At 47.6% G+C, this 26,289-nt stretch carries 22 protein-coding genes and 1 pseudogene; 21 read left to right on the top strand and 2 right to left on the bottom strand.

Going from position 1 to position 26,289, the window contains the following annotated elements; all coding sequences use genetic code 11:
• Positions 1 to 149: 149 nt before the first annotated feature.
• Positions 150 to 1,487, top strand: a complete 1,338-nt coding sequence (locus tag ACBP55_RS31925) for a redoxin domain-containing protein (protein ID WP_464647444.1) — start codon at positions 150 to 152, stop codon at positions 1,485 to 1,487.
• A 322-nt stretch (positions 1,488 to 1,809) separates the two neighbouring features.
• On the opposite strand, the gene ACBP55_RS31920 is transcribed toward ACBP55_RS31925, so the two are convergent.
• Together ACBP55_RS31920 and ACBP55_RS31915 are read right to left on the bottom strand one after the other, a co-directional pair.
• Positions 1,810 to 2,796 (bottom strand): Gfo/Idh/MocA family protein, encoded by a 987-nt coding sequence (locus ACBP55_RS31920; RefSeq protein ID WP_464647442.1) that lies wholly within the window; start codon positions 2,794 to 2,796, stop codon positions 1,810 to 1,812.
• Positions 2,793 to 3,803: a Gfo/Idh/MocA family protein gene (locus tag ACBP55_RS31915; protein ID WP_464647440.1), complete on the bottom strand. Its 1,011-nt coding sequence runs from the start codon at positions 3,801 to 3,803 to the stop codon at positions 2,793 to 2,795. Before ACBP55_RS31915 ends, ACBP55_RS31920 begins: the two co-directional genes overlap by 4 nt.
• Positions 3,804 to 3,944: 141 nt before the next feature.
• Between ACBP55_RS31915 and ACBP55_RS31910 the strand changes: the two genes are divergently transcribed.
• From ACBP55_RS31910 to ACBP55_RS31815, 20 genes and pseudogenes are all read left to right on the top strand, one after another.
• Entirely contained in the window at positions 3,945 to 4,835 is an 891-nt protein-coding gene (locus ACBP55_RS31910) for a helix-turn-helix domain-containing protein (RefSeq protein WP_464647438.1), read from the top strand.
• Positions 4,836 to 5,005: 170 nt separating this feature from the next.
• Entirely contained in the window at positions 5,006 to 6,157 is a 1,152-nt protein-coding gene (locus ACBP55_RS31905) for a GNAT family N-acetyltransferase (protein ID WP_464647436.1), read from the top strand.
• Between the two features lie 13 nt (positions 6,158 to 6,170).
• The gene (locus ACBP55_RS31900; RefSeq protein ID WP_464647434.1) at positions 6,171 to 8,288 is read left to right on the top strand and encodes a hypothetical protein; all 2,118 of its coding nucleotides are present in this window, start codon (positions 6,171 to 6,173) and stop codon (positions 8,286 to 8,288) included.
• Between the two features lie 270 nt (positions 8,289 to 8,558).
• Positions 8,559 to 9,581: a zinc-dependent alcohol dehydrogenase gene (locus ACBP55_RS31895; protein WP_464647432.1), complete on the top strand. Its 1,023-nt coding sequence runs from the start codon at positions 8,559 to 8,561 to the stop codon at positions 9,579 to 9,581.
• 14 nt (positions 9,582 to 9,595) lie between these two features.
• Complete coding sequence (locus ACBP55_RS31890; protein WP_464647431.1) at positions 9,596 to 10,555, top strand: ABC transporter permease; 960 nt, start codon at positions 9,596 to 9,598, stop codon at positions 10,553 to 10,555.
• Between the two features lie 13 nt (positions 10,556 to 10,568).
• Positions 10,569 to 11,456: a carbohydrate ABC transporter permease gene (locus ACBP55_RS31885; RefSeq protein ID WP_464647429.1), complete on the top strand. Its 888-nt coding sequence runs from the start codon at positions 10,569 to 10,571 to the stop codon at positions 11,454 to 11,456.
• A 188-nt stretch (positions 11,457 to 11,644) separates the two neighbouring features.
• Positions 11,645 to 13,246 (top strand): type 2 periplasmic-binding domain-containing protein, encoded by a 1,602-nt coding sequence (locus ACBP55_RS31880; RefSeq protein ID WP_464647427.1) that lies wholly within the window; start codon positions 11,645 to 11,647, stop codon positions 13,244 to 13,246.
• A gap of 126 nt (positions 13,247 to 13,372) precedes the next feature.
• Complete coding sequence (locus tag ACBP55_RS31875) at positions 13,373 to 14,155, top strand: SDR family NAD(P)-dependent oxidoreductase (RefSeq protein ID WP_464647425.1); 783 nt, start codon at positions 13,373 to 13,375, stop codon at positions 14,153 to 14,155.
• A gap of 51 nt (positions 14,156 to 14,206) precedes the next feature.
• Positions 14,207 to 15,907: an IlvD/Edd family dehydratase gene (locus tag ACBP55_RS31870; protein WP_464647423.1), complete on the top strand. Its 1,701-nt coding sequence runs from the start codon at positions 14,207 to 14,209 to the stop codon at positions 15,905 to 15,907.
• A gap of 52 nt (positions 15,908 to 15,959) precedes the next feature.
• Positions 15,960 to 16,205 (top strand): twin-arginine translocation signal domain-containing protein, encoded by a 246-nt coding sequence (locus ACBP55_RS31865; RefSeq protein ID WP_464647421.1) that lies wholly within the window; start codon positions 15,960 to 15,962, stop codon positions 16,203 to 16,205.
• Positions 16,193 to 18,373: a hypothetical protein gene (locus ACBP55_RS31860; protein WP_464647419.1), complete on the top strand. Its 2,181-nt coding sequence runs from the start codon at positions 16,193 to 16,195 to the stop codon at positions 18,371 to 18,373. The genes ACBP55_RS31865 and ACBP55_RS31860 overlap by 13 nt, the downstream gene beginning before the upstream one ends.
• 166 nt (positions 18,374 to 18,539) lie before the next feature.
• Positions 18,540 to 19,919 (top strand): extracellular solute-binding protein, encoded by a 1,380-nt coding sequence (locus ACBP55_RS31855; protein WP_464647416.1) that lies wholly within the window; start codon positions 18,540 to 18,542, stop codon positions 19,917 to 19,919.
• A gap of 33 nt (positions 19,920 to 19,952) precedes the next feature.
• On the top strand, positions 19,953 to 20,165 hold the full coding sequence (locus tag ACBP55_RS31850) for a twin-arginine translocase TatA/TatE family subunit (protein ID WP_268616902.1): 213 nt from the start codon (positions 19,953 to 19,955) through the stop codon (positions 20,163 to 20,165).
• Positions 20,166 to 20,530: 365 nt separating this feature from the next.
• The gene (locus ACBP55_RS31845; RefSeq protein ID WP_464647415.1) at positions 20,531 to 21,304 is read left to right on the top strand and encodes an IclR family transcriptional regulator; all 774 of its coding nucleotides are present in this window, start codon (positions 20,531 to 20,533) and stop codon (positions 21,302 to 21,304) included.
• 20 nt (positions 21,305 to 21,324) lie between these two features.
• Positions 21,325 to 22,176: an amidohydrolase family protein gene (locus ACBP55_RS31840; protein WP_464647413.1), complete on the top strand. Its 852-nt coding sequence runs from the start codon at positions 21,325 to 21,327 to the stop codon at positions 22,174 to 22,176.
• A gap of 29 nt (positions 22,177 to 22,205) precedes the next feature.
• Positions 22,206 to 23,501 (top strand): aspartate aminotransferase family protein, encoded by a 1,296-nt coding sequence (locus ACBP55_RS31835; RefSeq protein ID WP_464647411.1) that lies wholly within the window; start codon positions 22,206 to 22,208, stop codon positions 23,499 to 23,501.
• A gap of 18 nt (positions 23,502 to 23,519) precedes the next feature.
• Positions 23,520 to 24,421, top strand: a pseudogene (locus ACBP55_RS31830) (fumarylacetoacetate hydrolase family protein).
• A 32-nt stretch (positions 24,422 to 24,453) separates the two neighbouring features.
• Entirely contained in the window at positions 24,454 to 25,305 is an 852-nt protein-coding gene (locus ACBP55_RS31825) for an SMP-30/gluconolactonase/LRE family protein (RefSeq protein ID WP_464653490.1), read from the top strand.
• A 132-nt stretch (positions 25,306 to 25,437) separates the two neighbouring features.
• A complete protein-coding gene (locus ACBP55_RS31820; protein WP_464647409.1) occupies positions 25,438 to 25,872 on the top strand; it encodes a protein kinase domain-containing protein in 435 nt (144 codons plus the stop codon).
• Between the two features lie 45 nt (positions 25,873 to 25,917).
• Positions 25,918 to 26,265, top strand: coding sequence for a hypothetical protein (locus tag ACBP55_RS31815; RefSeq protein ID WP_464647407.1), 348 nt, complete (start codon positions 25,918 to 25,920; stop codon positions 26,263 to 26,265).
• The last annotated feature ends 24 nt before the right edge of the window (positions 26,266 to 26,289 follow it).

The raw sequence follows: 26,289 nt of genomic DNA, 5'->3' as shown, positions 1-26,289 counted from the left end.
AATGACCTGCTGAGGCTGTTGGCCTATTAGCGGGTCATTTTTTGTCGAAAATATCATTTTTTTATCCGAAATATGGTAGCATTCCCGCTGGTTTTCAGCTAGACTGAAGGAAGCTATTTACGAATATCATGTTAAATTGGGGTGGCAGCATGGCTAAAAAAGGGTTATCTATTGGGAAAAAGGCAGCACCATTTCGACTAGATTCTACACAAGGCATTAAGGGACTGGAAGATTTCAAGGGCAAGCCGTTAGTGATTATTTTCTTGCGTGGAACATGGTGCCACAATTGCCAGAAACAGATGCCGGAGTTAAATGAGTATTATGAACGATTTTTGGAAAAGGGCGTAAATCTCATTGCTATCGCTGGACAAAAGCTAGCCAACATCAAAGATTATGTAAATGCGAATGGCATCAAATTCCCCATTCTTTCGGACGAAACGAGAGAAATTATAAAGTCTTATGAGGTTTTCACGCCAATAAAATGGGACTCATTCCGAATTGCGATTCCAAGCACGTATATTATTGATGAACATCAAACGATTCGCTATTCCTATATTGGTGAGAACCAAGCGGACAGACCGTCTGCGAAGGAGATTTTAGAAGTGATAGATACCCTTTCTATTGTTTCTGATCAGGATAGCTCGATTCAAGAGGAGCTTCCGGTTTTCTTAGCGAATATGAAATCCACCCTTCAACACGTGAATACTTCTGCTGCCTATGTGACGAAGAGTATAGAAAACAATTTACATAATATTGAGGGACTTAAGAAAGCTTCTCTAGGCAACTATGAGCAGTTAGAGGAGTTTGTGAGCGTATATGAGAAAAAGTCTGAGGAATTAAACCAATATAGTCATCAGTTGAACACAACATCGGATGAATTCACGGATATTCAGCAATTGAATCAACAACTAAGTCATAACATTCAAACGACACGCGGTTTGATGGATGAGTTAATTAGTATGACTCTTGTCGTTAATGAGATGAGTGAGGTCATCTCCAAAATTTCCCGACAAACCAAAATCCTAGCGCTCAATGCATCCATTGAAGCTGCGCGTGCTGGCGAGCATGGCAAAGGCTTCGCTGTAGTAGCCCAGGAAGTGAGCAAACTGGCTCATGGAACGGAGGAGTCGGCAGGCAACATCACAGCGCAACTGCAAGCGATTGATGAGAAAATCAATGAAAGCTTCTCGTCTTTCTCTACGTTTGAAGATACGATGAATACGGTTAGAGAACGAATTTCCGTAAACACAGCTCAAATCCTTACCATATCGGATGGCGTGAAAGTAATCGCCAATGACACGCTGCAGCTAGGTGCCGAACTGAACCATATCAAGGATAGCCAGCACCAAGCGCAAATTGATCTGAGTAAAATTGGTGAAGTGGAAACGACGATAAATAGTGAAGTAAGTGAAATTTTACAGGATATGCACTATCATGTGGATCAATTGAATGCTTTGGATGAGAGAACGAAAAAGACGAAAAAATGATCGCCAGAGTAATTGAAAACACCTTTTCATGTACGCATTCTTGCGTATGTGGGAACGGTGTTTTTTGCCTTTCCTGATTGGCGAAGTCATCAAGAAAGGCCTTTGTTTGTAAATGCAAAGGGAACGACGATGCGCTGTTCGCCAAAATAACTGCCTTTTTGAGCGTTAAGGGAACGTGGGTGCGTTATTTATCCGTTTCAGGCTGAAATTCGGCTCTTAAGGGGAATATAGCGGATCGACGTTCCGCAACGCTTGTTTATTGCCACTTTTGAGCAAAATAGAGCATCAACGTTCCCAGTCAAGTCGAGAGTAAGGGAAAGCCTTATAACAAAACGGGCTGCCCAAGTTCCACGGATTTGTAACCCGCTAAGGCGACAACAGTTGAACGTAATCCATCTTCTCCAGTGATCGGTACCTGTTCGCCATTGAGCAAGGCATGAACAAAGTCCTTCACTAAGTAATCGTCCATGGAGTCTCCCCAGAAATTCCATACGCCCTTCCCATTTTCCAAACTATATAGCTCATTTTTTTGAGCAAAACCATCCAGCGAAAGGGTGCCTTTCGTACCGATGATCGTCATCGTCACATCTCCCCAGGTAGGGAATGCCGAGTTCCGCGACCAGCTTGTGTCTAAGACGCCAAACACACCACTCTCGAACTTGACATGGATCATACCTGTATCATCGATATCTAGGTTTTCGTTAAATAAAGTAGCTGAATATGCGTAAACTTCTTTCACCTCGGATTGGGTAATCCAATTCATCAAGTCCATGACATGAACGGTATGATCCAACAAAGCTCCGCCGCCGGACAGCTCCGATTGGAGGAACCAACCAGAAGGAAGCGAGCCGCGATTGGTTCCCTTAATGGCTATGATATCACCGATCTCGCCATGCTCGACCGCTTCCTTCGCTTTAATAACCGAAGCCAAATACCGGCACGGAAAAGCAGTCATAAGCTGAACGCCGTTTTCTTTACAGGCGGAAATCATAGCTTCCATCTCGGAGACGGAAATGCCAAGCGGCTTTTCGCACAGCACGTGCTTGCCGGATTTCGCTGCAGCTATCGTGATCTCTGCATGACGGGCATTTTCCGAGCAAATGACGACTGCGTCAAAATCTCTAGCGAGCAAATCCTGATAATTTTCATAATATGGCAAGCCATAATTGGTTGTTACTTCCTCAACTCGGCCTTTGATTTCGTCTGCGATCCCAACGATTTCAACATTCGACATGGCCCTGAGTGAATTCAAATAAGAGTATGCATGGCCGTGTGCAAAACTGATCATACCTACTTTTAAATTCTTCATGCTGTCTCCTCCCCGAGTTTTGAGCTCGTCTGCAGCTGAACAGACTTTCCTGTCCGAACCGATTCCAGCGCAGCCATGGTAATTTCTAACGCTTTATAAGCATCGTTAGCCGTTACAATGGGTTCGCTTCCTTCTCGAATGCATTGAATGAAATGAGATAATTCCAATTCATATGGGCTGTTAAATCCCGGACTTTGCGGAACTTCGGCGAACCGTCTGTCTTCTGAATCGGAAGGGGCCTTGCAGATTTGCAGAGAACTGCTTTTTTGGCTGTCGCTGCGTATGATGCCTTTGCTGCCCGCAATTTCCGCAGCGGTTTGGAAAGGTCCATGATATCCCCAAAATGCTTCCAGATTGGCCACTGCCCCGTTTTCAAAAAGAAGAGTAACCAGAGCGTAGTCGATATCATTTACGCGTTGATTCAAGCCATATACCGACTTCACTTCACCGATGGCTGAGCGAAAAAAGTCGATATCGTGTATCATGAGATCGGCAATGACGCCGCCGCTTTTATCCGCATCGTAGAACCAAGGTCTGAGATTCCCGGGATGTGACCCTATCCGTTTGGCATGAGCTACGCCGACTCGCCCTAACTTCCCTTCATCGATGGCTTGCTTCATTTGCGCATATTCAGGGAAAAAACGAACAACGTGTCCGACAAAAAGACGAACGCCATTTTGTTCGCAGCTGCGGATCATCGCTTCTGCATCCTCTAAATTCAGCGCGAGCGGTTTTTCACAAATGACATGTTTTCCGGCTTCTGCCGCTTTCAACGTATATTCTTTATGTAAGAAGCTTGGCAATGTCACACTGACGACCTCGAAATCTGTCTCGCTCAGCATGGCTTCAAAGGAAGTAAAAGCGGGTGCCCCCGTTTTCTGGGATAGCTCTTGCGCTAGCTCAAAATCCGTATCGCAGACGCCAACCAGCTTCACATCCGGCATGTTCGCGTAACAGTAGGCATGTACATTTCCCATTCCCCCGCAACCGAGTATGGCTACTTTCATGCAAAATTCACTCCTTACTTTATTGTATAAATATGTTTAACTAAGTTATATGATATACGTATTGCTGGATACCGTATATGCGGACATTTATTCTTTTTATATCCATATTAGTGCTGATTGAAAGTGCGGTGATTGAAATCTATGGAAATTTTTAAAGAGCCGATTCCCTACCAGAATCCATCGTTATGTATGAAGGTGTGGCGATTTACGCAGTCAGGTAAAGAACAGAAAGACGTGAATCCCTGGCATTATCATAAAGAGGTTGAGTTCATTTTGGTTGAAGAAGGGACGCACGAAATTCAGACGCCTAATCACGTCTACTCGCTTAATGCCGGGGATGTGATGGTTATCGGTTCTTCCCAATTGCATAGAGGACGAAAGATCGGCGATAAGGATCTCGTCTATATCGTGCTGCACATCGACCTGCAGCCTTATTTTGATCCGGCTATGATGATGTATTACCGGCATTTTTTGGAAATATTTCATCCTTTAGAAGAGCTAAATTACATTTTCCGGGAAAATGAAAAGGTGAAGAAGGAAATTGGCATGATCATCACAGATACACATAATGAGGTTATGGGGAAAAATAAAGGCTATGAAATCGCAGTCAGCATGCATATCAAACATCTGCTCTTGCTGTTGCTTCGCCATGACAACCGGGAATTATTAATGACGCATGTCAATGTTGACGCGGATGCTGATATTATTCGATCGCTAGTAGCTTTTGTGGACGAACATTTGACTGAGAAAATAGACATGGGAGCGGCAAGCCATATTGCCGGCATGAGTTACTCCTACTTCTCGAAATATTTCAAAAAAAAGATGGGATCCTCGTTTACGGATTACGTCAATCAAAAACGTATTTCCAAAGCGGAGCGGATGCTCGTTACCGAAACCCGAAGTGTGGGTGAAATAGCCGAATCTGTTGGGATCGAGAATATGGCCCATTTTTACGAGTTGTTCAAACGATTCAAAGGGTGTACACCTAAACAATATCTTCGCAAAATGAGTGCGGACAGCCAAATCAAGTAAGTCCATCGATACAAAAAAAGGTTGACAACGACTAGGAATTGTTTGAATATTTATATAAAACAAACCTGAAACAAACTAGAAAGTATGAGTTTTTGGGTGTATTAATAAGAAAATGAATCAGAATATAACCAGAGTGAAAGAGTGCTATGAGATCGCAAGGAGGACATCCCATGATCGAGATTCGTACAATGAGTAAAAACGAAATGGAGCAGGCTGTTCTTCTCTCCGATGAAACATTTCGCGATTCCAAGCAGGTTTCCATGTTGACAGCGTTTCCAACTGTGTTCGACGCACGCCTCAATCAGTCATTCGGCGCATTTGAAGGGGAGAAGCTTGTCGCTTTCATGGGATTAGTTCCCTCCGTCATCCGTATCGCAGCCGCTAAGCTGAGCGTGCTATCACTTGGTTCCGTATGTACGCACCCTGACTATCGGGGAATGAAAATCGCTTCTACTATGCTGCAAGAGGTGTTAGTGCACGCCGACCGTATCGGATCAAGTGTGCTGCTGGTTTCGGGGGACGGCCCGCTTTATATGCGCAGTGGCTGCCATCATTTTGGCAGAGTTACACGCTTCGTTTTATCCGCTAATCAGGAGAAACTTCGGTCGTTCACTGCTACTGCCAATCCCGACTTCGCTATTCGACGTATTCGTTCTGAGGATTGGTTCCGACTTCATGATGCTGCTTCCAAACGTACAGTCAGATATGAGCAAGGGGTGACAGAACTTCCAGTCTTGATCGATAGTGAAGCCATCGCAAGCTGTTGTCATTTGCAGCATGCTGTGTTTGCAGCATTCGAATCGGATAGTATCGCTGCCTATGCCGTCATTGCCGTACCTATGCAGGGAGGAGATGGGAAAGAAGAAGCCTCCTTTGTTGTAGAATGGGGCGGCGGCGCAGAAGCATTGGCTGCTGTTTTCCATCATGTTTTACGTGAACAGAAGCTGGACTTCCTCGAAGTTCCGGTTGTGTGGTACGAAACTGAGCTATTGCGTGTACTAGCGGAGTTCCCGAACAAGAAGATGAGGAACCATGGAACTGTTCATATCGTTAATCCGGAGCGGTTATATAGTGAACTATTTCCGTATTTGAAAGAGAAATCTTCAGCGGCCGCTTACAGATTAAGCCTTCGCCGATCGTCGGATGGCAGGGCCACTCTCTTAATGGACGGTGAGGAAGCGGCTATCTTGAACGGGGAGGAGCTCGTTGCTTTATTATTCGATCCGGAAGCTGAGATTAATGTTCCCGAGCCGCTGCAAGACCTGTTAGTCAAGCTGTTTCCCGTTCCGTTTCCACATGCGGGAGGGTTGAATTTTGTTTAACGGAGGCCATGATATGATCCAACTATCCAACCTGGAAGAGCTGCTGGAGTATACACCGAATCCTATTGAAGATGGTCAGCTTGTGTATATAGATGGTTATTATCAAAAGGGTGACGGCGGCGGCAAGCTTGTTCGCTGGATGGCTTGCAGCACCAAAGCTGACAACGGCGGGACGATTCATGATCCTCTTATCGGAAGCAGCGGTCGATGGGAAACTGTTCATAACGGGGTAGGTGATTTCCGATGGTTCGGTATTCAGGATGCGACGAAGAATGCGGACGACGCGATGGATGCGATGGTGAACGATTCTTCGATTCACCTGATCGAGGCGCATACGGACCTTAACTTTGCAAGACGGCATACTTATGACCGCAGCGACATCGAGATCAACTTCTTCGGACATACCGTCACCACGGAGGGCATCGAGTTAAATACGAAAAGCAATCCATTCGGAGCTGTTATTTTCTTCCAAGGGAAGGCGTCCGGCGAAGTGCAGACTCTTACGCTTTCTGCAGCGCTTCCGGAGCAAACGGATGTGCTGGAAGTGTTCGATTCGGCATTTTTTGAGGTGGACGACTGGTGGCTAGTCAGGGTTAAGAATAACCCGGAAGGCAATGCCCAGCGCGAGCTGGATTATATGCTGCAGATCACTGAAATAATGGACTATAGCCATGTCCGGGTTAATTACAAGCTCGGCTGGACGCTTGCTGCGGGTCGGGAGATCACTTTCAAGAAGATGAATCCTGTCTTCCGTAGCCATGTACGGAACATGAATTTTATCGGCGTCTCGGTGCCGAATAATGGATCTACAAGCGAAAAACCATTTGATACCTGGGACCAAATAGGGTCACATCCCATCGCCTACGAATTCGCTGTAGCGTGCAATGTCGTCGAAGTCAATGCGACGAAAGTATTCTGGCCTGTCATCGAGCGGCGATACTGCACGCATTATGTCACGGACCGCTGTAGGCTAACCAACCCCGAGGAAGTGATTTGGGGCGGCACCGGCTACTTGACCCAGCAGCTGAACGTGCTGTACGGACATGTCCGCGATTGCCATACAAGTAACGCGCGTCATTTGAACGATTTCACATGTGCCGCTTACTGCATGGTTGAGAACTGCCACGGTGATGGCGACGAACACGGTTCGTTCGTTACACACGGCCAATACGAGCATGATCTCACGTATATCGGCAATTCGGGTTTGCTATCGTTTGCCAACAGCGGCACAACGTGGGGAGATAGCGCTAAACGGATCACGGTCAAAAAGCACGTCGCTTCGCGAGTGGTTGCGCATAAGCGAATTACCGATTTGACGCTGGAGGATGTTCATGCAGTCTGGAAAGAAGGGCTGGTCGATTCCGGCACGATTTGGGCCAACGTGGATGGCCTGCAAATGAGAGGATGCACGGCTGATACCATGCTTACTCTCTCGCAGAGTTCGTTCCGCTCGAAGCGAGGCAATCTTGCTGACGGTTGCTCTTTTGGAATGACAAAGGATGTTGAAATCGCTCGGCTTCCCGGGACCGCCCATGCAGGCTTTCGCCCAGTCATAGCGGATTTCGTCATGCAAAATTGCCATTTTCACAACGTAGATCATAATACGATCGGCAGTATTAAACGTCTGGTGCTGATTAACACCTGGTTTAAAGGAGCTACTCCAGAAGCAGGTGCGATTCAAGTCGGGTGTGCCGAGGTCATCATTCAAGGCGGCGGTTTCGACAATTGCGGCATCAAACTGGTGGGCGTCTTTGATCCGGATGTGACGGGAACGAACGACCAGTCTATTACGGTAGATGGCGGAGTGTTGTTCAGCGGAACGAATGCGGAGAAGGCATTTTTAAAGAGCGACAATACGAGTGGAACCGTGACGTGGATCTTCGGCGATTGCAAGAGTTCGGCATCAGATGAAGACATGGCACATTTTAGCATCCAAGGTGGCAGCAATAAATTGCGAGCGGTGGGCTCGCGCTTCTCGGGCGGCAAGTATGAAGTTGCGGATGGATCGTTTGGCAGCGATTCCTATTTGCTGATGATGGCTTGCGTCGAAGAAGGTGTTGACCGATCCTCGCTCCCAGAGGAAAGTGATGTATTGAAACACGTGGCAGGAAACATGATTATTTCCAAATAGCCGTTATAACAATGCTTGAAGTCTGTCTTTCAATAGACAGGCTTTTTCGCTTTGTGAATAGCGTGTCAATTTACGTAACATATTTATTTGAAGTTATTTTTCGCGTTATATAACCTAACATTGAAAGCGATTTCAGCCAAAAAAAGTGATTGACAATAAACATTGCGGTTACTTATAATAAAATTAAATCAGAAACAAATCACAAAGCATTACTTGATCAAAACTAGTGCACATATTAAATCAGATGTAAACCAGAAAGAGGTTGGAGTTATGAGAGCAGTGAAGGGGATAAACGGGTCAGCGCAATTATTGGAACTTCCGAACCCGGAAATGATACCTCAATTTGTCAAAGTGAAAACGGATTATTCCGTCGTGAGCGTAGGTACCGAGCTGATGATGATACAAAATAATGAGGATGCAAATTTGGGCTACAGTGCTAGTGGCATTGTTATAGAGGTTGGGGAAGGTGTGACTCACGTCGTTCCTGGGCAACGAGTCGCGTGTTATGGAGTGCCTGCCCACCGAGAGTTTCTGCTCGTGCCGAAGTATTTGGTAGCGCCGATACCTGAAAGCGTTACATTGCAAGAGGCCGCATTTGTCGGTATTGGCGCGATTGCCATTCATGCCCTGCGTCAAGCTGGTCTGAGCTTCGGGGAAACGATTATCATAGCGGGGCTTGGCATACTAGGGCAGGTGATCGCTCGTATTGCACATGCTGCATCCTACAGGGTGATTGGTTTAGAATTGATGGAGGAGCGCTGCCGAACACTCGAAGCAATCGGAGCGATAGCCTGCCGTTCACAAGAGGAGCTTCAGAGGGTTGTTGAATCTGATCCTTCGATTATAGGAGCGGATGCCGTCATGCTCTGTGCGAGCAACCGGAAGTACAGTATGATGGATGATGCGATTGGTTGGCTTCGCGACCGTGGTCGCGTAGTCATTGTCGGAGACACAGGGACGGAATTCGATCGGGATCTGCTTTTTATGAAAGAGGCGAGCGTACATATCTCACGTGCAGGCGGCCCTGGACGCTATGAAGATACTTATGAGCAGCGAGGGGTCGACTACCCGATAGGCTACGTTCGTTGGACGGAGGGTAGAAATATGGGGGAGTTCCTGCGATTAATGGCGGAGAAGCGAATTGACATGCAATCGCTCATCACCCATGAATGTGCACTCGACGATTTGCCCTCCATGTATCAAAGCTGCTTAGAAAAGCCGCAGAATTCAATGGGCATTGTCGTCCGATACGCCAAACTCGATCCCGTTCAAGTTGCCTTTGACAAATTATGAAGGGGGGATGGGGTATGCGAACAAACGTTAATATGATTTCCGGTGACCAACCTGTAAAAAAGCGGATGACCACTCAAGTTTGGAAAACGTTTCTCCGCTACAAATGGCTGTATTTACTTATGGTCCCAGGAATCGTTTATTACATCATTTATCACTATGTGCCTATGTTTGGACTTGTAATCGCGTTTAAGAAGTACAACCTGATGAAGGGGTTATGGGGTAGTGAGTGGGTTGGATTCGACAACTTTCGGATGATTTTCTCGTCGCCGGAATTTCCGTCCCTGATGCGCAATACGATTCTGATCAGTGTGTACCGCATTTTGTTCAACATGCTTCCAGACGTTATGCTGGCACTTATTCTTAATGAGATTCGGGTTCCTTGGTTTAAAAGGGTCGTGCAAACGATCACCTACGGGCCTCACTTCTTGTCGTGGATCATTGTTTATGGTCTTGTATTTTCTTTCTTCGCGCCCGGTGCGGGGCTTGTCACGACGTTTTTTCGCGATATGGGTTGGGGTGAGCTTGATGTGCTTACCAACTCGGAATATTTTCGTTCGCTGCTAGTTACGTCGGATATTTGGAAAAGTACGGGCTTCGGCGCAATCATCTATTTGGCGGCACTGGCTTCCATTAACCACGAATTATATGAAGCAGCCGTTGTTGATGGCGCTGGTCGTTGGCGGCAGCTGTGGCATATTACATTGCCGGGTATTCGCGAAGTGTTCATTTTGCTGCTGATCCTGCGGATCGGGCACATTATGGATGCTGGCTTCGAGCAGGTATACATTTTCCTGAACGCTCGTGTTTACGATGTTGGTGATATTTTAGACACCTGGATTTTCCGTCGGGGTATCGAACAAATGGAATTCAGTGTTCCAGCAGCCATGGGCGTGTTCAAATCAGTGATCGGTCTGGTACTCGTTATTGGGGCGAACAAATTGGCCAAAAAAGTCGGCGGGTCCGGCATCTGGTAAAGGAGGCATCGTTATGCCATTCATACTTAAGAAAACCAATTCAGACCGCATCGTAGATGCCGTTCTTTACACAGTGCTCGCACTTTTCTGTTTGGCAACGCTGTTTCCGATCTACTTTGTTTTCGTCATGTCGATCACGCCTTATACGGAAGTGCTCAAGAACGGCGGGTTTGTTATTCTACCGCATGCGGTCACGTTCGATGCATTCAAAACCATATTTTCCAGCAATACGGTTCCCAAAGCGCTTCAAGTGACGATATTCATCACGGTCGTCGGCACGGCGTGCAACCTTGCGATTACGACGATGCTGGCTTATCCGTTATCGAAGAAATTTTTGCCTGGGCGCAACATCGTCCTGATGGGCATCGTATTCACCATGCTGTTTTCGGGCGGCATCATCCCTATCTACTTGACTGTCAAAGCGACCGGCTTGATGGATACGCTCTGGGCGCTTATCATTCCGGGTCTCGTATCGTCGTTTAATATTTTGATCATGAAAACTTTCTTTGAAGGCCTTCCGTATGAAATCGAGGAGGCGGCGAAGGTGGACGGCTGCAGTGACATCGGTACATTACTCCGGATCGTGCTCCCGCTCTCGCTGCCGATTATGGCGACGCTTGGACTATTTTACGGCGTTAATCACTGGAATGCGTACTTCGGTGGGGTCATGTATTTGAATGATCGCAGTCTGTATCCGCTGCAGGTGGTGCTGCGCAACATGATTGTTTCGCCGGCCATCAGCCAGGAGTTCGCGGTTTCGCAATCTACACTGAATACGATGCCGCCGGAAACCATCAAGATGGCGACTGTCGTGGTGGCGATCGTACCTGTTCTTATCGTGTATCCGTTTCTGCAAAAATATTTCGTCAAGGGCATGCTGCTAGGCGCTGTCAAAGGGTAGTCTGGCAGCGGCTTGCCGCAAGGTCATATGGATCGCTTATTTTGAATGGGGAGGTGACATCTGGGAGAAGGATCTGCGGCGGTATGCGATTAAACGATTCAATTCAATTTACTGACATAAGCAAATGTACGCGATGGTGGTTTCATTTTCATTCTCATTCTTCGAAAACGAATAGGGAGGTCTTTTAATTGAAAACGTTCTCAAAAGTAACTACCGTATTGTTGGCGTCTTCGCTCGTGCTTGCTGCATGTTCCAATGCGAAAGAAGGGGCATCTCCGTCCCCAGCGAGCACCTCGAAAACGGCGGCCGGCACAGAAGCCAAGAAGGAAAAGCTGGATTTGAAATGGATGGTCATCGCGGATGCTAGTTCCCAGCTTCCTTCGGCCGATAAAGATTTTGTGAAGACGGCGATCGAAGAGAAGTTCAATGTCTCTCTGAAAATGACTTACATGCCGCTTGGTCAAGACTACACCAACAAGTTGAATACAATGATCGCATCCGGCGACATTCCAGATGTTTTTTATGCAGAAGGCATACCTTCTAACAACTATATCAGGGACGGTGTTGCACGCGACTTGACCGGGATTATCACACCGGCGAAAATGCCGAACTACTTCAAAAACTGGGTGACCGAAGCTAATTTGAAATCGTATCAGGTACAGGGCGCGTTCAAGCGTGCACCCGTTCCGTACGAAACGAGCTACTACCGAACGTTCTATATTCGGAAAGACTGGCTGGACAAGCTTAATTTGAAAATGCCAACTAACTACGATGAGCTTGTTGGCGTCATGAAAGCCTTCACGTTCAACGATCCGGACGGCAATGGCAAGAACGACACATACGGCTTCACAGCGGCAGGCGGAGGCGCAAGCGTTTCGATGGACTTCCCGGAATTCCTAAATAACGGCTTGGTTGGTGACACGTACGTAGAAGGCGATCAGTTCATCGACGTCCGTACCGACATCCGCATGCAAAAAGTGCTTACCGATATCAAGAGTCTACTGGATCTGAAAGTGGTCGATCCGGACTGGTTCCTGAACAAGTACGGCCAACACTTTGATAAAGCAGCACAAGGCAAAGCGGGTATTGTGATCGGTCAAGGCAGAGACCTTGCATTCGACAACAACCCGGCTGGTCTACAAATGAAATCGAAGGCGGCGGGGCAAACGACGGCAGACTGGGAGCCGTTCCATCCGTGGGAGAAGACCGGTACATGGGTAGAAACGATTCCGAACAATCCGTTCCTAATCAGCTCTAAGTCGTCCGATGCGAAAGTGCAGCGTTCGATCGAAATTCTCGACTGGTTCGCTGGCGAAGAAGGCTTTTTGCTGACACGATACGGTAAAGAAGGCGTTCATTACAAACGCAGCGGCAAAAATATCGAAGTTAATCAAGAGGCTTATAAGAAAGATATTGTTGACAATAACAACTTTCTTGAAATATACGGCTGGTTTACACCACGTAAACCGGAAGTGTTCGGGCTTAATGTCATCGATCCGAAAATTACGGAGCGGGATAAGAAAATCGTAGAAAAAATCAACTCGTACAAAATTCTTCCGTCCGTTGGCACCGCACTTACCGTCAAGGAAGGCATGGATATTGGCGCAATGCGCAAACGTATGAACGAGCTGCACGTTCAAATTTTGTATAAAGATAAGGACGCTTCCGCTTGGCCGCAATACCGTCAAGAGGTTATGACGAAATTCGGCGGCAAAGCGATTTTTGACAACTATGCCGAGCTTACTTCTACGGCGAAAGGTAAGACGATTAAGTTTAAATCGGAAAACTAATACGCAATCATTGCTCGGATTATTCAAATCAGACAGACAGACAGACTGGCTGGCGATTGTTTCGCATGTTCGCCAGTCTGAATGTTTAGATGTTTCCTCACTGTCAAGTAAAGGGAGGCTTTCAACATGCGCTTGCAAGGAAAACGTGCACTGATAACGGGGAGTGCCAGAGGTATTGGTCACGGCATTGCCGATAAATTCGTGCAGGAAGGGGCGAGTGTCGTACTGCTTGACTACCGGGCGGATCAGCTCGAAGTATCCGCAGACACGATCCGGAGACATGCGCTGGAACGGGGGCAAACGGCTCAGGTCGCAACCGTCGTCTGTGACTTGAGTGTCCCGGAGCAGGTGGATAAGGCTGCACAAACGGCATGGGGCTGCTGGGGCGGTATCGACATTCTGGTGAACAACGCCGGCATCGCCACTCGAGAGCCATTTGTTGACATTCCGTTATCGCGTTGGCAGCAGGTGATTAATATCAACTTGAATGCAACGTTCCAATTGAGTCAATGGGTGGCCAAGCAGATGATCGCAAGTAGGGTTCAGGGTTCGATCGTCAATATGGCCTCGAAGAATGGTCTGGCCGGAAGTGCTGTATTAGCTCATTACAACGCATCCAAAGGCGGCGTTGTCCTGCTTACGCAGTCGATGGCCGTTGATCTGGCCGGAAATGGCATTCGCGTCAATGCGGTTGCGCCCGGCTTCATCGACACTCCGCTCGACCGCGAGCTGAAGGAGAAATCAGAAGGTGCGCTTGTGCTGACCGAGCGTACGCCGATGCGTCGGTTAGGAACCATAGAGGAAGTGGCAAACGCTTTTCTGTTTCTGGCATCCGACGAAGCGTCCTATATGACGGGCACGACGATTGTCGTAGATGGCGGCCATCTCGCCAATGCGTGCGATTTGTAAACATGATTTGTAAGACACACCCAAGAAAACGTTCAAGGAGGACTTGCGAACATGGCGGAAGAGGACAAACTTCGCAGCGAGAAATATTTTAACGATACAGGACTTTGGGGTTTTATCCACCGTTCGTTCACGAAATCGATGGGTTACACGGACGATGATTTGAAAAAGCCCGTCATTGGCATATGCAACACGTTCAGCGAGCTGAACAAATGCCATTCCCACTTCCGGGAGCTGACCGATTACGTCAAACGGGGTGTTTGGCAAGCAGGCGGTTTGCCGATGGAGTTCCCGACCATTTCAATCGGCGAGCCTTATGTGAAGCCGACCACGATGCTGCTGCGCAATCTGATGGCGATGGATACGGAAGAAATGATAAAAGCCCATCAGATCGATGGTGTTGTGCTGATCGGCGGTTGTGACAAGACGGTGCCGGCGCAGCTGATGGCTGCTGTCAGCGCCAACATACCTGCGATTGTGCTTACAGGCGGGCCGATGCTGAATGGCAAATTAAACGGGCAGACGCTTGGCGCCTGCACAGATTGTTACCAGTTCACGCTTGAGCATAAAGCGGGCAACATCTCCGATGAGCAGCTCACCGTTGCCGAAAATGCGATTTGCCGCAGTGACGGGCACTGCATGGTAATGGGCACGGCCAGCACCATGGCGGCTATCGCCGAAGCACTTGGTATGGCGCTTCCGGGCTGTGCGGCGATTCCTGCGCCAGATTCCAGACGCCGCCATATGTCGGAGCTGACAGGCAAGCAGATCGTTGAACTCGTCCGTCGCAATATCCGGCCACGTGACATCATTACGCCGGAATCACTGGACAACGCGATTCGTGTTACGATGGCGTGCGCAGGCTCGACCAACGCGATCATCCATTTGGTAGCCATCGCTGGACGGCTCGGCTACAGATTGCCGCTTGAACGGTTCGACGAAATCAGCGCAACGACGCCATTTATTCTCAACGTCCGTCCGTCTGGGAAATACCAGATGGAAGAGTTTTTCGAAGCGGGTGGAGTACCGTCGCTCATGAAGGAGATTGAGCCGCTGCTGAACGGTGATTGTTTGACAGTTACCGGCCAAAGTGTTACTGAAAACTTGCGAGGTGTGCTGGTCGGAGGCCGAGAGCTGATTTATCCGCTGGAGCAGCCGATTGCTCCGCAAGGCGGCATCGCGGTGCTGCGCGGAAACCTCGCCCCTAACGGCGCGCTGATCAAGCAAACAGCGGTTTCGCCGCATCTCAAAAAGCACCGTGGCCGAGCCGTCGTCTTCGAATCGCCGGCCGATTTGAACGCACGAATTGACGATCCGAACTTGGACGTCGATGAGAACAGCGTGCTCGTGCTGAAAAATGCCGGGCCGAAAGGCGCCCCGGCCATGCCGGAAATCGGGCAAATCCCGATTCCGCAAAAGCTGCTGAAGCGGGGCATACGCGATATGGTGCGGATTTCTGATGCCCGCATCAGCGGCACTTCGTACGGCACTTTGATTGTACACGTTGCTCCGGAAGCGGCCATCGGCGGACCGCTTGGGCTCGTGCGAAACGGCGATGATATCGAGCTCGATATCGACTTGCGCAAGCTGGTACTACACGTAGACGAAGAGACGCTCCGCGAACGTAAAGCGGAGTGGCAGGCCCCTGCCCCTGCGTACGATCGCGGGTATGGACTTCTGTTCTTAGAGCGTGTTCTTCAAGCGGACGAGGGATGCGATTTCGACTTCCTGCTGCCGCCAGAGCTTCGCAAATAGCAAATAAGTACTGGGCTTACCTAACCCCCTTACGAAAAGGAGCTGTTGAACGATGTTCTTCCTAAATGACAAAAAGGAAAAATCGAATGCGACGACAAACGTAAGCAACGAGGAGAATCTGACGAACGGTATGGCTAACGAATCCATCAGTAGACGAAAAGTGTTGGTAACGTTAGGGCTCGGCGGCGCTATGCTGGCTGGCAGCGCCTTAGTTCCCGGTTCGCCTCGGCTGAGAACGCGCAATCGAACAGCAACGGTGATAATCAAGTGCTGCGGGTCAACAACGTGGAGGAACTAAAGTCCCTTCCTTCCGGCCAGTTAACAGACGGCTTGTATGTGTTCGTAGGCGGCTACAACAATAACGGCGATGGAGGCGGCAAGCTGGTTCGGTATGTGGCGGGCAGTACCAAAGTTGATAACGGCGGCACGGTGCACAGGCCAATTAAAGGCGGCAAGGGGCGCGAGCAAAATGACGATAATAAGGGGCAAAAGCCTCCTAAAGGAGAAGGTTGCTTTGAAGTCGTACATAATGGCGTGGGGGATTTCCGTTGGTTCGGTATCTTCGACGGGAGCAAGAATGCAGATGACGCGTTAGATGCACTGATCAATGATCCTTCGGTCCACCGCGTTGAAGCGCACTCGGATCTGAACTTCGTGAAGCGCCATGTGTACCATCGCAGCGACATCGAGGTTGATTTCCACGGCCATACAGTAACGACCGTGGGAATCGAGCTGAACACGCTCGACAATCCGTTCGGCGCCGTCCTGTTTTTCCAAGGGGTTGCAACCGGTGTGACACAAACTGTTACGCTGAGCGAAGATTTAATTGAATATTCGGATATTTTTGAGGTTGCCGATTCGTCGATCTTCGAAGTTGACAGCTGGTGGCATGCGCAGATTAAGAACAATCCAAGCGGAGGGGCGCAGCGCGAGCTCGATTACCTGATCAAAGTGACGGAGATTCTTGATGCCACCCACGTCCGCTTGAATTATAAGCTTGGCTGGCAGCTTAACAAAGGACGTCTGATTACCTATAAAAAGATCAGCCCGGCCTTCCGCTGCCATGTGCGGAACATGAGTTTTATCGGGATACCGGTGCCGCCTAACGGCACCAGCCTCAGACCGTTCCCAACTTGGGACCAAATCGGATCTAACCCTGTCGCGTATGAATTCGCGGTCGAATGCGACGCATCGGGCATCAAAGCGACCAAAGTGTTCTGGCCTGTCGTCATGCGCAGATACAACACCCATTACGTGACGGAACGCTGTCAATTGATGAACCCGGAAGAACGTGATTGGGGCGGCACTGGCTATTTGACGCAGCAGATCAACGTGCTGTACGGACATGTTAGAGATTGCAACACGAGCAACGCTCGTCATTTGAATGACTTTACTTGCGCGGCCTACTGCATGGTCGAGAACTGCCATGGTGATGGCGATGAGTACGGCCCGTTCGTCACGCACGGCCAATTCGAGCATGATCTAACGTACATCGGCAACTCCGGTCTGCTATCGTTTGCGAACAGCGGCACGACCTGGGGTGACAGCGCCAAGCGGGTGACGGTCAAGAAGCATATTGCATCGCGGATCGTCGCGCACAAGCGGTTGACCGACTTGACGCTTGAAGATTGCCATGCCGTCGTGACGTACACGAAACCCGGTGTGAAAATGGCGAACTCCGGCTCGTTCTGGGTCAATATGGATGGCCTGCAAATGAGGGGCTGCACAGCACAAGAGATGGTAACGATATCGAAGGGCTCGTCCCGCGCTAAAAGGAAAAACATCATTGATAGTTGTTCCTTCGGCATGTTAAAAGGATATGAAATCGCCCGTCCGATCCGCTCGGGGACGACGCAGGTCGGCTATACGCCGAGTAATGGGGAGTTGACGATCCTTAACAGCGAGTTTTACAACGTTGAGGACGTCACCCTCGGAAGCATCAATAAGCTGACTCTTATCAATACGTGGTTTAAGGGTTTGCCTCAGGTAGGGGGCACGGTTAAGGTCGGCACCCGTGAAATTATCATGCAGGGCGGCGGACTAGTGGACTGCTGCTTCTTATTCACTGGCGCTTGGGACAAGGTTGGCGACGTCAATAATGCGAAGAATAAGCCTGACCAGTGGATCACGATCGACGGCGGCGCCGTATTTAGCGGAATGAATGGGGAGAAGGCATTCTTGAAGAGCGTTGATCCGTCTAATGTCATGACATGGAATTTCGGGAACTACAAGAGTATCGCTGCAGACGCGAACATGGGACATTTCCACATTCAAGGCGGAATGAACAAATTGAAAGCGATCGGCTCCCATTTTGTGGGTGGTAAATATGAAGTGGCGGATGGTGCATTCGGAAGCGGCACATACTTCTTCATGACGTATTGTTTAGAAGAGGGAGTCAATCGGGCAGCGCTGCCCGCAGAAAATGAAATGGTAAAACATAGTACAAGCAATTTTTCAATTTCTTGATTTTTTACGGGGTACACGACGTATCGACATCGCTATGTCGTGTATCCTGAGTACATTGACATGCAATAGTGGAACATTGCTATAATGAGAAATAGCAATGCGGATACAGGATGCGTCCATTTATTCCTGTTCCTGACAGTGTATCGGATGGAAAAGAGGTCTATAGATGGAAGAACGGACAACTCGCAAATCGTCCCGCGAGCGGTTGAGTGAACTCGTCAACTCGCTGCGGGAAGACATTTTGACAGGAAAGCGGTCGGTTGGTGAATATTTGCCTTCCGAGAAAACATTCGCTGCGCAATTCAACTTGAGCAACCAATCTGTGCGAAAAGGGCTCGAAGTACTTGTCGCAGAGGGTCTGATCGAGAAAATACCGCGCGTCGGCACAAAGGTTGTCGGTCCTCCTGACGGTGCTTTTGTCACTGTAAAATTAGGCTTCCATAGCTCTGTCACAGGAGAGGCGGATATTCATAGGCTGCTGTCCTTATTTCAAAAGGAAAACCCGCATATTCGGGTACAAGCCGTGCCTACATCGAGCGACAAATACGATCATATTGGCGATTACTTGTCCAGCGGCATTCTCGATGTGGTCATGATGAACTTTAAGAATTTTCAGGAATGTGTGGAAAACGGAGATGAAGGATTGCTGGAGCCTCTGGAACGCAATTCGGAGATATATTCGTTCTTGTCAGATGCATTTAAGGTGGATGGCCGCCAGCTCGTGCAGCCGTTTATTTTTTCCCCGCTCATTCTCTGTTATAACCGGGAGCACTTTCAAGCAGCTAATTTGCCCGAGCCAGATAGCAGTTGGCAGTGGAAGGATTTGATTGAATATTCGTCACGGCTTGCCATTCCGAATGAACGGCTGGGCTTTCACTGCGATTTGTATTCATCGAACCGTTGGCCTCTTCTGCTCCTGCAAACAGGTGGGAAGTTCGAGCGGCATGAAGACGGTCGGCTTAAGCTTGCCGGTACGCAAATGATGGATGCGCTTCGCTACTGCGGGGAGATGAAGCATAGTATTCCATCTTTATCGGAAGGGATTACGACTGGCGAATCGGAGCTGCTTCTGGCCAAAGGCAAAGCGTCGATGATCATGACCAGCTACTTTTATTTAAATTATTTGCTTGGCGAGCGGTTGTCCTTTGACGTCGCGCCCGTGCCGCATTTTGGCACGCCGATGACGATGCTCCTTAATACGGGATTTGCTGTTAACCGTCAGTCGCACGTCAAGGACGCTGCTGTCAAGTTGGTTGAATTTTTGACGAGTTACAAAGTCCAACTTTTCGTTCGGCAGAACACGTACAGTCTTCCAGCCAGAAAATCGGCTGCAGAGTGGGTAGGGGAAGAAAAACGCTATCTTCCTTCTAGATTTTCGCTATTCCGCGAAACGATTCCCGGCTTTCGATATTTCACGGACTTAGCAATTAGCGCGCGAGAACTATCTGAAATAAACCAGGAATTAAAGATGTATTGGGCGGGCCTGGAAACCGAAGAGGTCCTGTGTTCACATATCGAAGAGCGCTTAACCGTTAGTTCCTTGTAAGATTAGGTGCTTTTAACCAAAGGGGTGAGTGATGTGCCGCATTTTAGTGCTTCGACAATTATGTTAATAATTATAACTGCACTTGTATTGTTCGGCCCCAGCAAGCTGCCTGAATTAGGTCGTGCGTTTGGCAAGACCTTGAAGGAGTTTAAAAAAGGAACGAAGGAATTAATGGGCGACGATGAGTCACACCCTCCGCTGCAGACTCGTAAGGAGTCTCGTGTGGAAGAAGCCAACAAACTTTAAACAACTTTCGAAAGAAGTAGTGAAACAGATCGTTCTCTCTAAGGCAAGATTTGCCGGGTTGAGAACGGTCTTCTTCCTGTTTCGGTAAAAAGACTGGGAGAGATATTCAGCTTCGCGCTCGATTTCTTCAAACGAAGTTCAAAATATTGAACTAAATTCATCATATTGTATTCACCTCATGAATCAATAATAGCACGAAGCTCTTTTTTTGTTTTATATAATTACTGCTATTCAGCTTTTTTGAGTGATTTATAGATGATTTAAAGACATATTTTTCATGAAAAAGTAGTTGCTAATAGGGCTCAGAAACCCTATATTGTTTATAGACGATGTTCAATATATTGGATTAAATTAATGGAGGAAACATGATGGCCCAAGGAACGAAAGAGTATTCGGTTCCAGCGATTGAGAAAACCATTCTAATTCTGAATGCACTCTCAGAGGCTGAGCTTTCAGCGAGCGATTTGCATAGTCAACTAAAGCTTCCGAAATCGACGACATTTGTCATCATGAATACACTTGAACAAAACGACCTTATCCAGAAAACGCCGGATGGGAAATACAGGCTCGGACACGGTGTTTTGCGTTGGGGCATCAGTTATTTTAAAGCGATGGACTTAGTAAGAATTGCTCGTCCATTTTTGGAAAGTTTAGTTCAAGAAACGCCATTTACGGCTCATTTGGCAGTGCCAGTAGAGAACAAACCCGTTTATGCAGATAAAGTGGAGGGCAAAGGATTTGTTCGTTTCGCCACGACAATCGGTCAAGCCCAACCATTGTTCCAGTCGAGTGTTGGAAAGGCGATTGCCGCTGACATGACAGAGGAAGAAATTGTTCATATTTTGAATCAAGATGCCACTCTTTCTACGCAGCAAATCGATCGTATGCTCGAAAAAATAAGAGGCGATGTGCTTTTCGTTCGTGAACATGGTTTCGTTATTGAAGATCAGGAGTTTGAGGAAGGCATCCGCTGTATAGGTGCTCCAATCCGAAACTCCAGCGGGGAAATCATCGCATCCATCAGCATTACCTCGTTAGTTAAAGATTTGCCGGCTATCAAGTTTTTGACAATTGGGAATTTAGTAAAAGAAACGGCCGGGCAAATTTCACGTGCGATGGGATATCTCGGCGGCAAATAAATGAAAGGCGGGACAGAATTATGATATTCGATTGCCATACCCATTTGTTTCTTCCAGGACAAACCGAAGGGCCCTTCCTAGCGGCCGTCAAGCGCAGTTGGGGCGAAGATATGGACATCATCGCCACTCCTCAGCAGCATGAAGAAAACATACGTAATTTTGATGGGGCCATTGTTCTTGCTTTCGATGCTCCTGCGACGGGCATTCATGTACCTAACTATGTTGTAGCTGAGTATGTAGCCAAACATCCTGGACGCTTGTACGGTTTTGCAAGCATCGATCCAAACAGGCCTAATGCGGCTCGTTTGCTAGAAGAAGCCATTAAGGAATATGGGCTTTGCGGACTTAAGCTCGGACCGATTTATCAAAATTTTTACCCGGATGATCGGAGCCATTTTGATCTATATGCCAAAGCCGACGAATTGGGATTGCCGATTTTGTGGCACCAAGGAACGTCCTTCGTACCCGAAGGGTATCTCGACGCCTCAAGGCCGGCCTCATTAGACCCGATCTCCCGTGCTTTTCCTAACCTAAAAATGATCATTGCTCACATGGGACACCCTTGGGTGGATGAGTGCATTGCCGTCGTTCGTAAAAACGTCAATATGTATATGGATTTATCGGCACTAGGTTCACGACCGTGGCAATTTTATAACGCACTTGTTTCTGCGATGGAGTATGGGGTCACGCACAAGATTTTATTCGGCTCCGACTATCCTTTCTTCACAACCCAGCAAACGATAGACCTGTTTCGGAATATTAACCACTTGGTTGAAGGCACTAAAATGCCGCATATTCCTGAACAGATCATCGAGGACATTATTCATCGCAACACGCCGGAGATACTCGGCCTAACCAAGATCGCAAAGTAAATCATACTGATTATGAGGAGGCATTAAGCATGTCCAAAAATGTAGAAATTTATGAAGAATCGAAACTTTATTCGCCAGGCGGGGTTCATACATCCATTCGCAACGTGAATCCAATGAAGGTTTTCACCAAAGGTGAAGGCGCTTACATCTATGACGCAGAAGGTAACAAGTACATTGATTATCAAGGTGCATTTGGCCCGATTATTCTGGGACATAGTCATCCTTATGTGAATGGAAAAGTGATTGAAGCTATTCAGCGAACCGATTTGTACGGTGTCGGTTGTACGGATCTGGAAGTGGAATTGGCTCGTAAAATTTGTAAGCATGTCCCTTCGTCAGAGCAGGTGCTGTTTTGCAATTCCGGATCGGAAGCTACTTATCATGCGATCCGTTTATCTCGTGCGGTTACAGGACGCAGCAAGCTGATCAAATTTCAAGGCTGCTATCACGGCTGGCACGATTATGTCGCTCGCAATATGCTCAGCGCTTGGGACATGATTGGCAAACGCGATCCCGGGTCAGCCGGCATGATGGACGAAGCGATCGACAATACCTTGGTCTGTACGTTTAATGATCTGGAAGATGTCGAAAGAACCTTCCGTGAGAATAAAGGGCAAATCGCGTCCTTGATTGTGGAGCCGATTCCTCATAATATCGGGTGTGTGATGCCGCAGCCTGGATTCTTGGAAGGACTTCGAGAGCTTTGCTCGGCAAATGGAGCGCTGCTGATCTTTGACGAAGTCATTACCGGCTTCCGCCATGATATCGGCGGTTTTCAGAAGGTGGCAGGGGTTACACCTGATTTGACAACGATGGGCAAAGCGATGGCGAACGGCTACCCAATCGCCGCTGTTGCTGGTAAGCGGGAGTATATGCAGCGCTTCAATACGTATCCAGGCGGAGATGTCTGGTTTGCAGGAACCTACAATGGTCATGCTGTAGGCACAGCCGCTTCTATAGCGACACTTGAACTAATGGAGAACGAACCGGTGCACGAGCACATTTTCCGATTAGGCGAGAAGATGCGTTCTGGGATTCGTGGTATTCACGAGCGGCTTGGCATCGAGGCTTATGTGGCAGGCTTCGGTTCGGTGTGGACGACTTATTTCATGACAAGCGAACCGAAAAACTACTCTGATTTGCAGAAAAATGACGCAGAGCTATATGTAGCTTACCGTAAGAAACTAATCGAGAAGGGCATTTTTAAGATGCCAATGAATATTAAACGCAATCATATCAGTTACAGTCATACAGATCAGGATATTGATACAACGCTTGAAATCATCGAATCCGTATTGAGAGAGTTAATCATCAAAAGACCCTAAGATAGGAGTTTTTTTAATATGAAATTATTAACGTTTATACAAAACGGGACTTACCGCTTAGGTGTGAAAATGGATCAAGGCGTAGTCGACGTCTCGGCGGCATTATCAACTATTACCACTGGAAAAACAATACCTACGACCTTACACGAAGTTATCGAAGGCGGGACTGGTGCGTTAAACGAACTGCGTGAGTATATCGATATGGTTCTTGCTTTAGATAACGACAAAACAGCTTACTTATTGGACGAATCCACTTTAGTCTTAGGTCCTTGCATTACGCATCCGAATAAAATCATTTGCGTGGGACTTAATTATCGCAGACATGCGGAGGAAACGGGTGCACAGATCCCGCAATATCCGATTCTGTTCAATAAATTCAACAACACATTGGCAGGTCATGGCGACGACATTTCATTACCCAAGGTTTCGGAAAAAGTTGACTATGAGGCGGAATTAGCTATCGTCATTGGTAAAACAGCCAAATATATTACCAAGGAACAGGCGCTCGATCACGTCTTTGGCTACTGCAATGCTAATGATCTGTCAGCACGCGATTTGCAGGTCAGGACACAGCAATGGATGTTGGGTAAATCTTGCGATAAATTTGCGCCAATCGGTCCTTATGTCGTGACGGCGGATGAAGTGAGCAATCCGAACGATCTTGAAATTAAAACGTATGTAAATGAAGAAGTAAGGCAGCACTCGAACACATCGGATATGATTTTCCATTGCGACGAAATCGTTAGCTACATTTCCCAGCATATGACGTTAATGCCGGGCGATATTATTTTAACAGGAACACCTGAAGGGGTTGTATTGGGGTATCCACGGAAAAGCAAGTGTATTTGAAGGACGGGGATATCGTAACGATCGAAATTGAAAAGCTTGGAACACTGACGAATCGTTTCGTTGCGGAGTAGCGGCAGTATGACACACCATTTGAAAATAGTTCATTCCCAACCAGTCTGATCTTGCGGAAGGCCCTTGTTGGGATGTCGATGGCAAGTTGTTGTATTGGGTAGACATTCCCGCAGGGAAAATCCATATTTTGAATCTGGAAACCCAAGTGGAACAAATCATTGCGATTAGACAACAAGTAGGAGCAATTGCGCTAAGAAAGTCGGGTGGAGCTATTCTCGCTGCCCAGTATGGGTTTTATTTTCTCGATCTCGAAACAGGGGAAATCGTTCATCTTGCAGACCCGGAAGCTCATTTGCCGGATAATCGGTTTAATGATGGGAAGTGTGACGCAAGGGGAAGATTCTGGGCGGGCACCATGAGTATGAATGGAAAGAAAGAGGAAGGCTCGCTTTATTGCATAGATCAGGACATGACTGTACGAAAGATGTTGGGAAATGTTAGTGTTTCTAACGGGATTTCCTGGAGCCCTGACAACAGCATCATGTACTATATTGATTCTTTGACGAAGCAGGTGAACGCTTTTGATTACGAGCTTGAAACAGGAGAGATCAGCAATCCCAGGGTTGTTGTCCAAATACCGGAAGGTCAAGGCGTTCCTGATGGCATGACGACAGATACGGAGGGAATGCTCTGGATCGCGCAATGGGGCGGATACAAAGTATCCCGATGGAACCCGATGGACGGTAGTCTATTGGATGAAATTAAAGTGCCAGCTGCTCAGGTCACATCGTGTGCTTTTGGCGGAGATACTCTTGATCAACTCTTCATTACTAGTGCACGGCAGGGCTTGAATTCGCAGCTACTATCAGAACAGCCTTATGCAGGAGCCGTCTTTAGTGTGCAATTAAATGTAAAAGGGATACCGTTACATAAATTTGGCTAGTTTTTCGATAAGCGATCTTTTTCTCTTGGTTCCACAAGGGAGGGATCGCTTTTTCACATGTAAAGGCGAATTGTCGTCGAATATGTTACTATGATGAAAGACTCTACCTCTTTAGATAAAGGAGCCGACATCATGATTACCGTAACTGGTTATCATGTTCATCAAGTCATTTTTGAAGATCCAACGATTATCGTTTGCCACGCTACTTCGGATGAACATGCTTGCGAGGTGCTTTTAAAGATAGTTAAAGAAGGCCATAGAGCGATTATTGAAAATGCGAAGCTTATTAATGAATATGAAATAGCCGGAAGTTTACATATTCAAGGTGTTATCAAACCGATCGCCTTATTAAGACAAGGAAATGTTCTAGTCCTGGCTAGTGAATGGGTACATGGAATGACTCTGCGTCATTTTGCCCAATCTAGTAGCATAACGGTTCCTATTTTTCTTAAGATTGCGATTCAAATAGCGCGTGTGCTGGAGCAAATGCATAAACTACATATTGTACACATGAAAATCAGACCGGATTCAATTCGCAAGTACCTGCTATTATCGATGAGATCATAATGAAACTTCTCGAGAAAACAATGGATCGCAGATATAAGAGCGCGAATGGATTTAGAGAATTGCCTGCAGCAGTGGGAAACAAACGGCGGTTGTGAGCGATTTAGGATTGCTCAGCAAGATGGCACTCTGCTGTTAAATATAAATAGTGATTCTTCGGACCAACCTGTCATGTTGACGGAGAGAACAGAATTTGAGACAAGCAACGGATACTCACAGGTGCTAGAACTAGCGGCCGTCATGCGAGCCTCTCAAGCTTTCACGGAAGAAACGGATTCCTATCATCTCCTCTCTAAATTGATGGGACTATTTACACAAGACCCTTATGTCCAACGGCATAAACCCAAGTCCGTATTAGGGATGCCTATCATTGCTCAAGGAAAGAAATCGTTATAAGGACGCATTGAAGACTTGTCTTTA

It is taken from the genome of Paenibacillus sp. WG02 (genome assembly GCF_055396115.1).
Note: the sequence above shows the minus strand (reverse complement) of the source record. Positions and strands in the feature narration are given on the sequence as shown.

Bases quoted from the DNA above. Each gene is read 5' to 3' on its own strand.
- ACBP55_RS31820 (WP_464647409.1), top strand. From the start codon at position 25,438: ATGATTACCGTAACTGGTTATCATGTTCATCAAGTCATTTTTGAAGAT.
- ACBP55_RS31855 (WP_464647416.1), top strand. From the start codon at position 18,540: ATGGAAGAACGGACAACTCGCAAATCGTCCCGCGAGCGGTTGAGTGAA.
- ACBP55_RS31895 (WP_464647432.1), top strand. From the start codon at position 8,559: ATGAGAGCAGTGAAGGGGATAAACGGGTCAGCGCAATTATTGGAACTT.
- ACBP55_RS31925 (WP_464647444.1), top strand. From the start codon at position 150: ATGGCTAAAAAAGGGTTATCTATTGGGAAAAAGGCAGCACCATTTCGA.
- ACBP55_RS31870 (WP_464647423.1), top strand. From the start codon at position 14,207: ATGGCGGAAGAGGACAAACTTCGCAGCGAGAAATATTTTAACGATACA.
- ACBP55_RS31845 (WP_464647415.1), top strand. From the start codon at position 20,531: ATGATGGCCCAAGGAACGAAAGAGTATTCGGTTCCAGCGATTGAGAAA.
- ACBP55_RS31890 (WP_464647431.1), top strand. From the start codon at position 9,596: ATGCGAACAAACGTTAATATGATTTCCGGTGACCAACCTGTAAAAAAG.
- ACBP55_RS31915 (WP_464647440.1), bottom strand. From the start codon at position 3,803: ATGAAAGTAGCCATACTCGGTTGCGGGGGAATGGGAAATGTACATGCC.
- ACBP55_RS31835 (WP_464647411.1), top strand. From the start codon at position 22,206: ATGTCCAAAAATGTAGAAATTTATGAAGAATCGAAACTTTATTCGCCA.
- ACBP55_RS31900 (WP_464647434.1), top strand. From the start codon at position 6,171: ATGATCCAACTATCCAACCTGGAAGAGCTGCTGGAGTATACACCGAAT.
- ACBP55_RS31910 (WP_464647438.1), top strand. From the start codon at position 3,945: ATGGAAATTTTTAAAGAGCCGATTCCCTACCAGAATCCATCGTTATGT.
- ACBP55_RS31885 (WP_464647429.1), top strand. From the start codon at position 10,569: ATGCCATTCATACTTAAGAAAACCAATTCAGACCGCATCGTAGATGCC.
- ACBP55_RS31840 (WP_464647413.1), top strand. From the start codon at position 21,325: ATGATATTCGATTGCCATACCCATTTGTTTCTTCCAGGACAAACCGAA.
- ACBP55_RS31865 (WP_464647421.1), top strand. From the start codon at position 15,960: ATGTTCTTCCTAAATGACAAAAAGGAAAAATCGAATGCGACGACAAAC.
- ACBP55_RS31815 (WP_464647407.1), top strand. From the start codon at position 25,918: ATGGATTTAGAGAATTGCCTGCAGCAGTGGGAAACAAACGGCGGTTGT.
- ACBP55_RS31875 (WP_464647425.1), top strand. From the start codon at position 13,373: ATGCGCTTGCAAGGAAAACGTGCACTGATAACGGGGAGTGCCAGAGGT.
- ACBP55_RS31905 (WP_464647436.1), top strand. From the start codon at position 5,006: ATGATCGAGATTCGTACAATGAGTAAAAACGAAATGGAGCAGGCTGTT.
- ACBP55_RS31920 (WP_464647442.1), bottom strand. From the start codon at position 2,796: ATGAAGAATTTAAAAGTAGGTATGATCAGTTTTGCACACGGCCATGCA.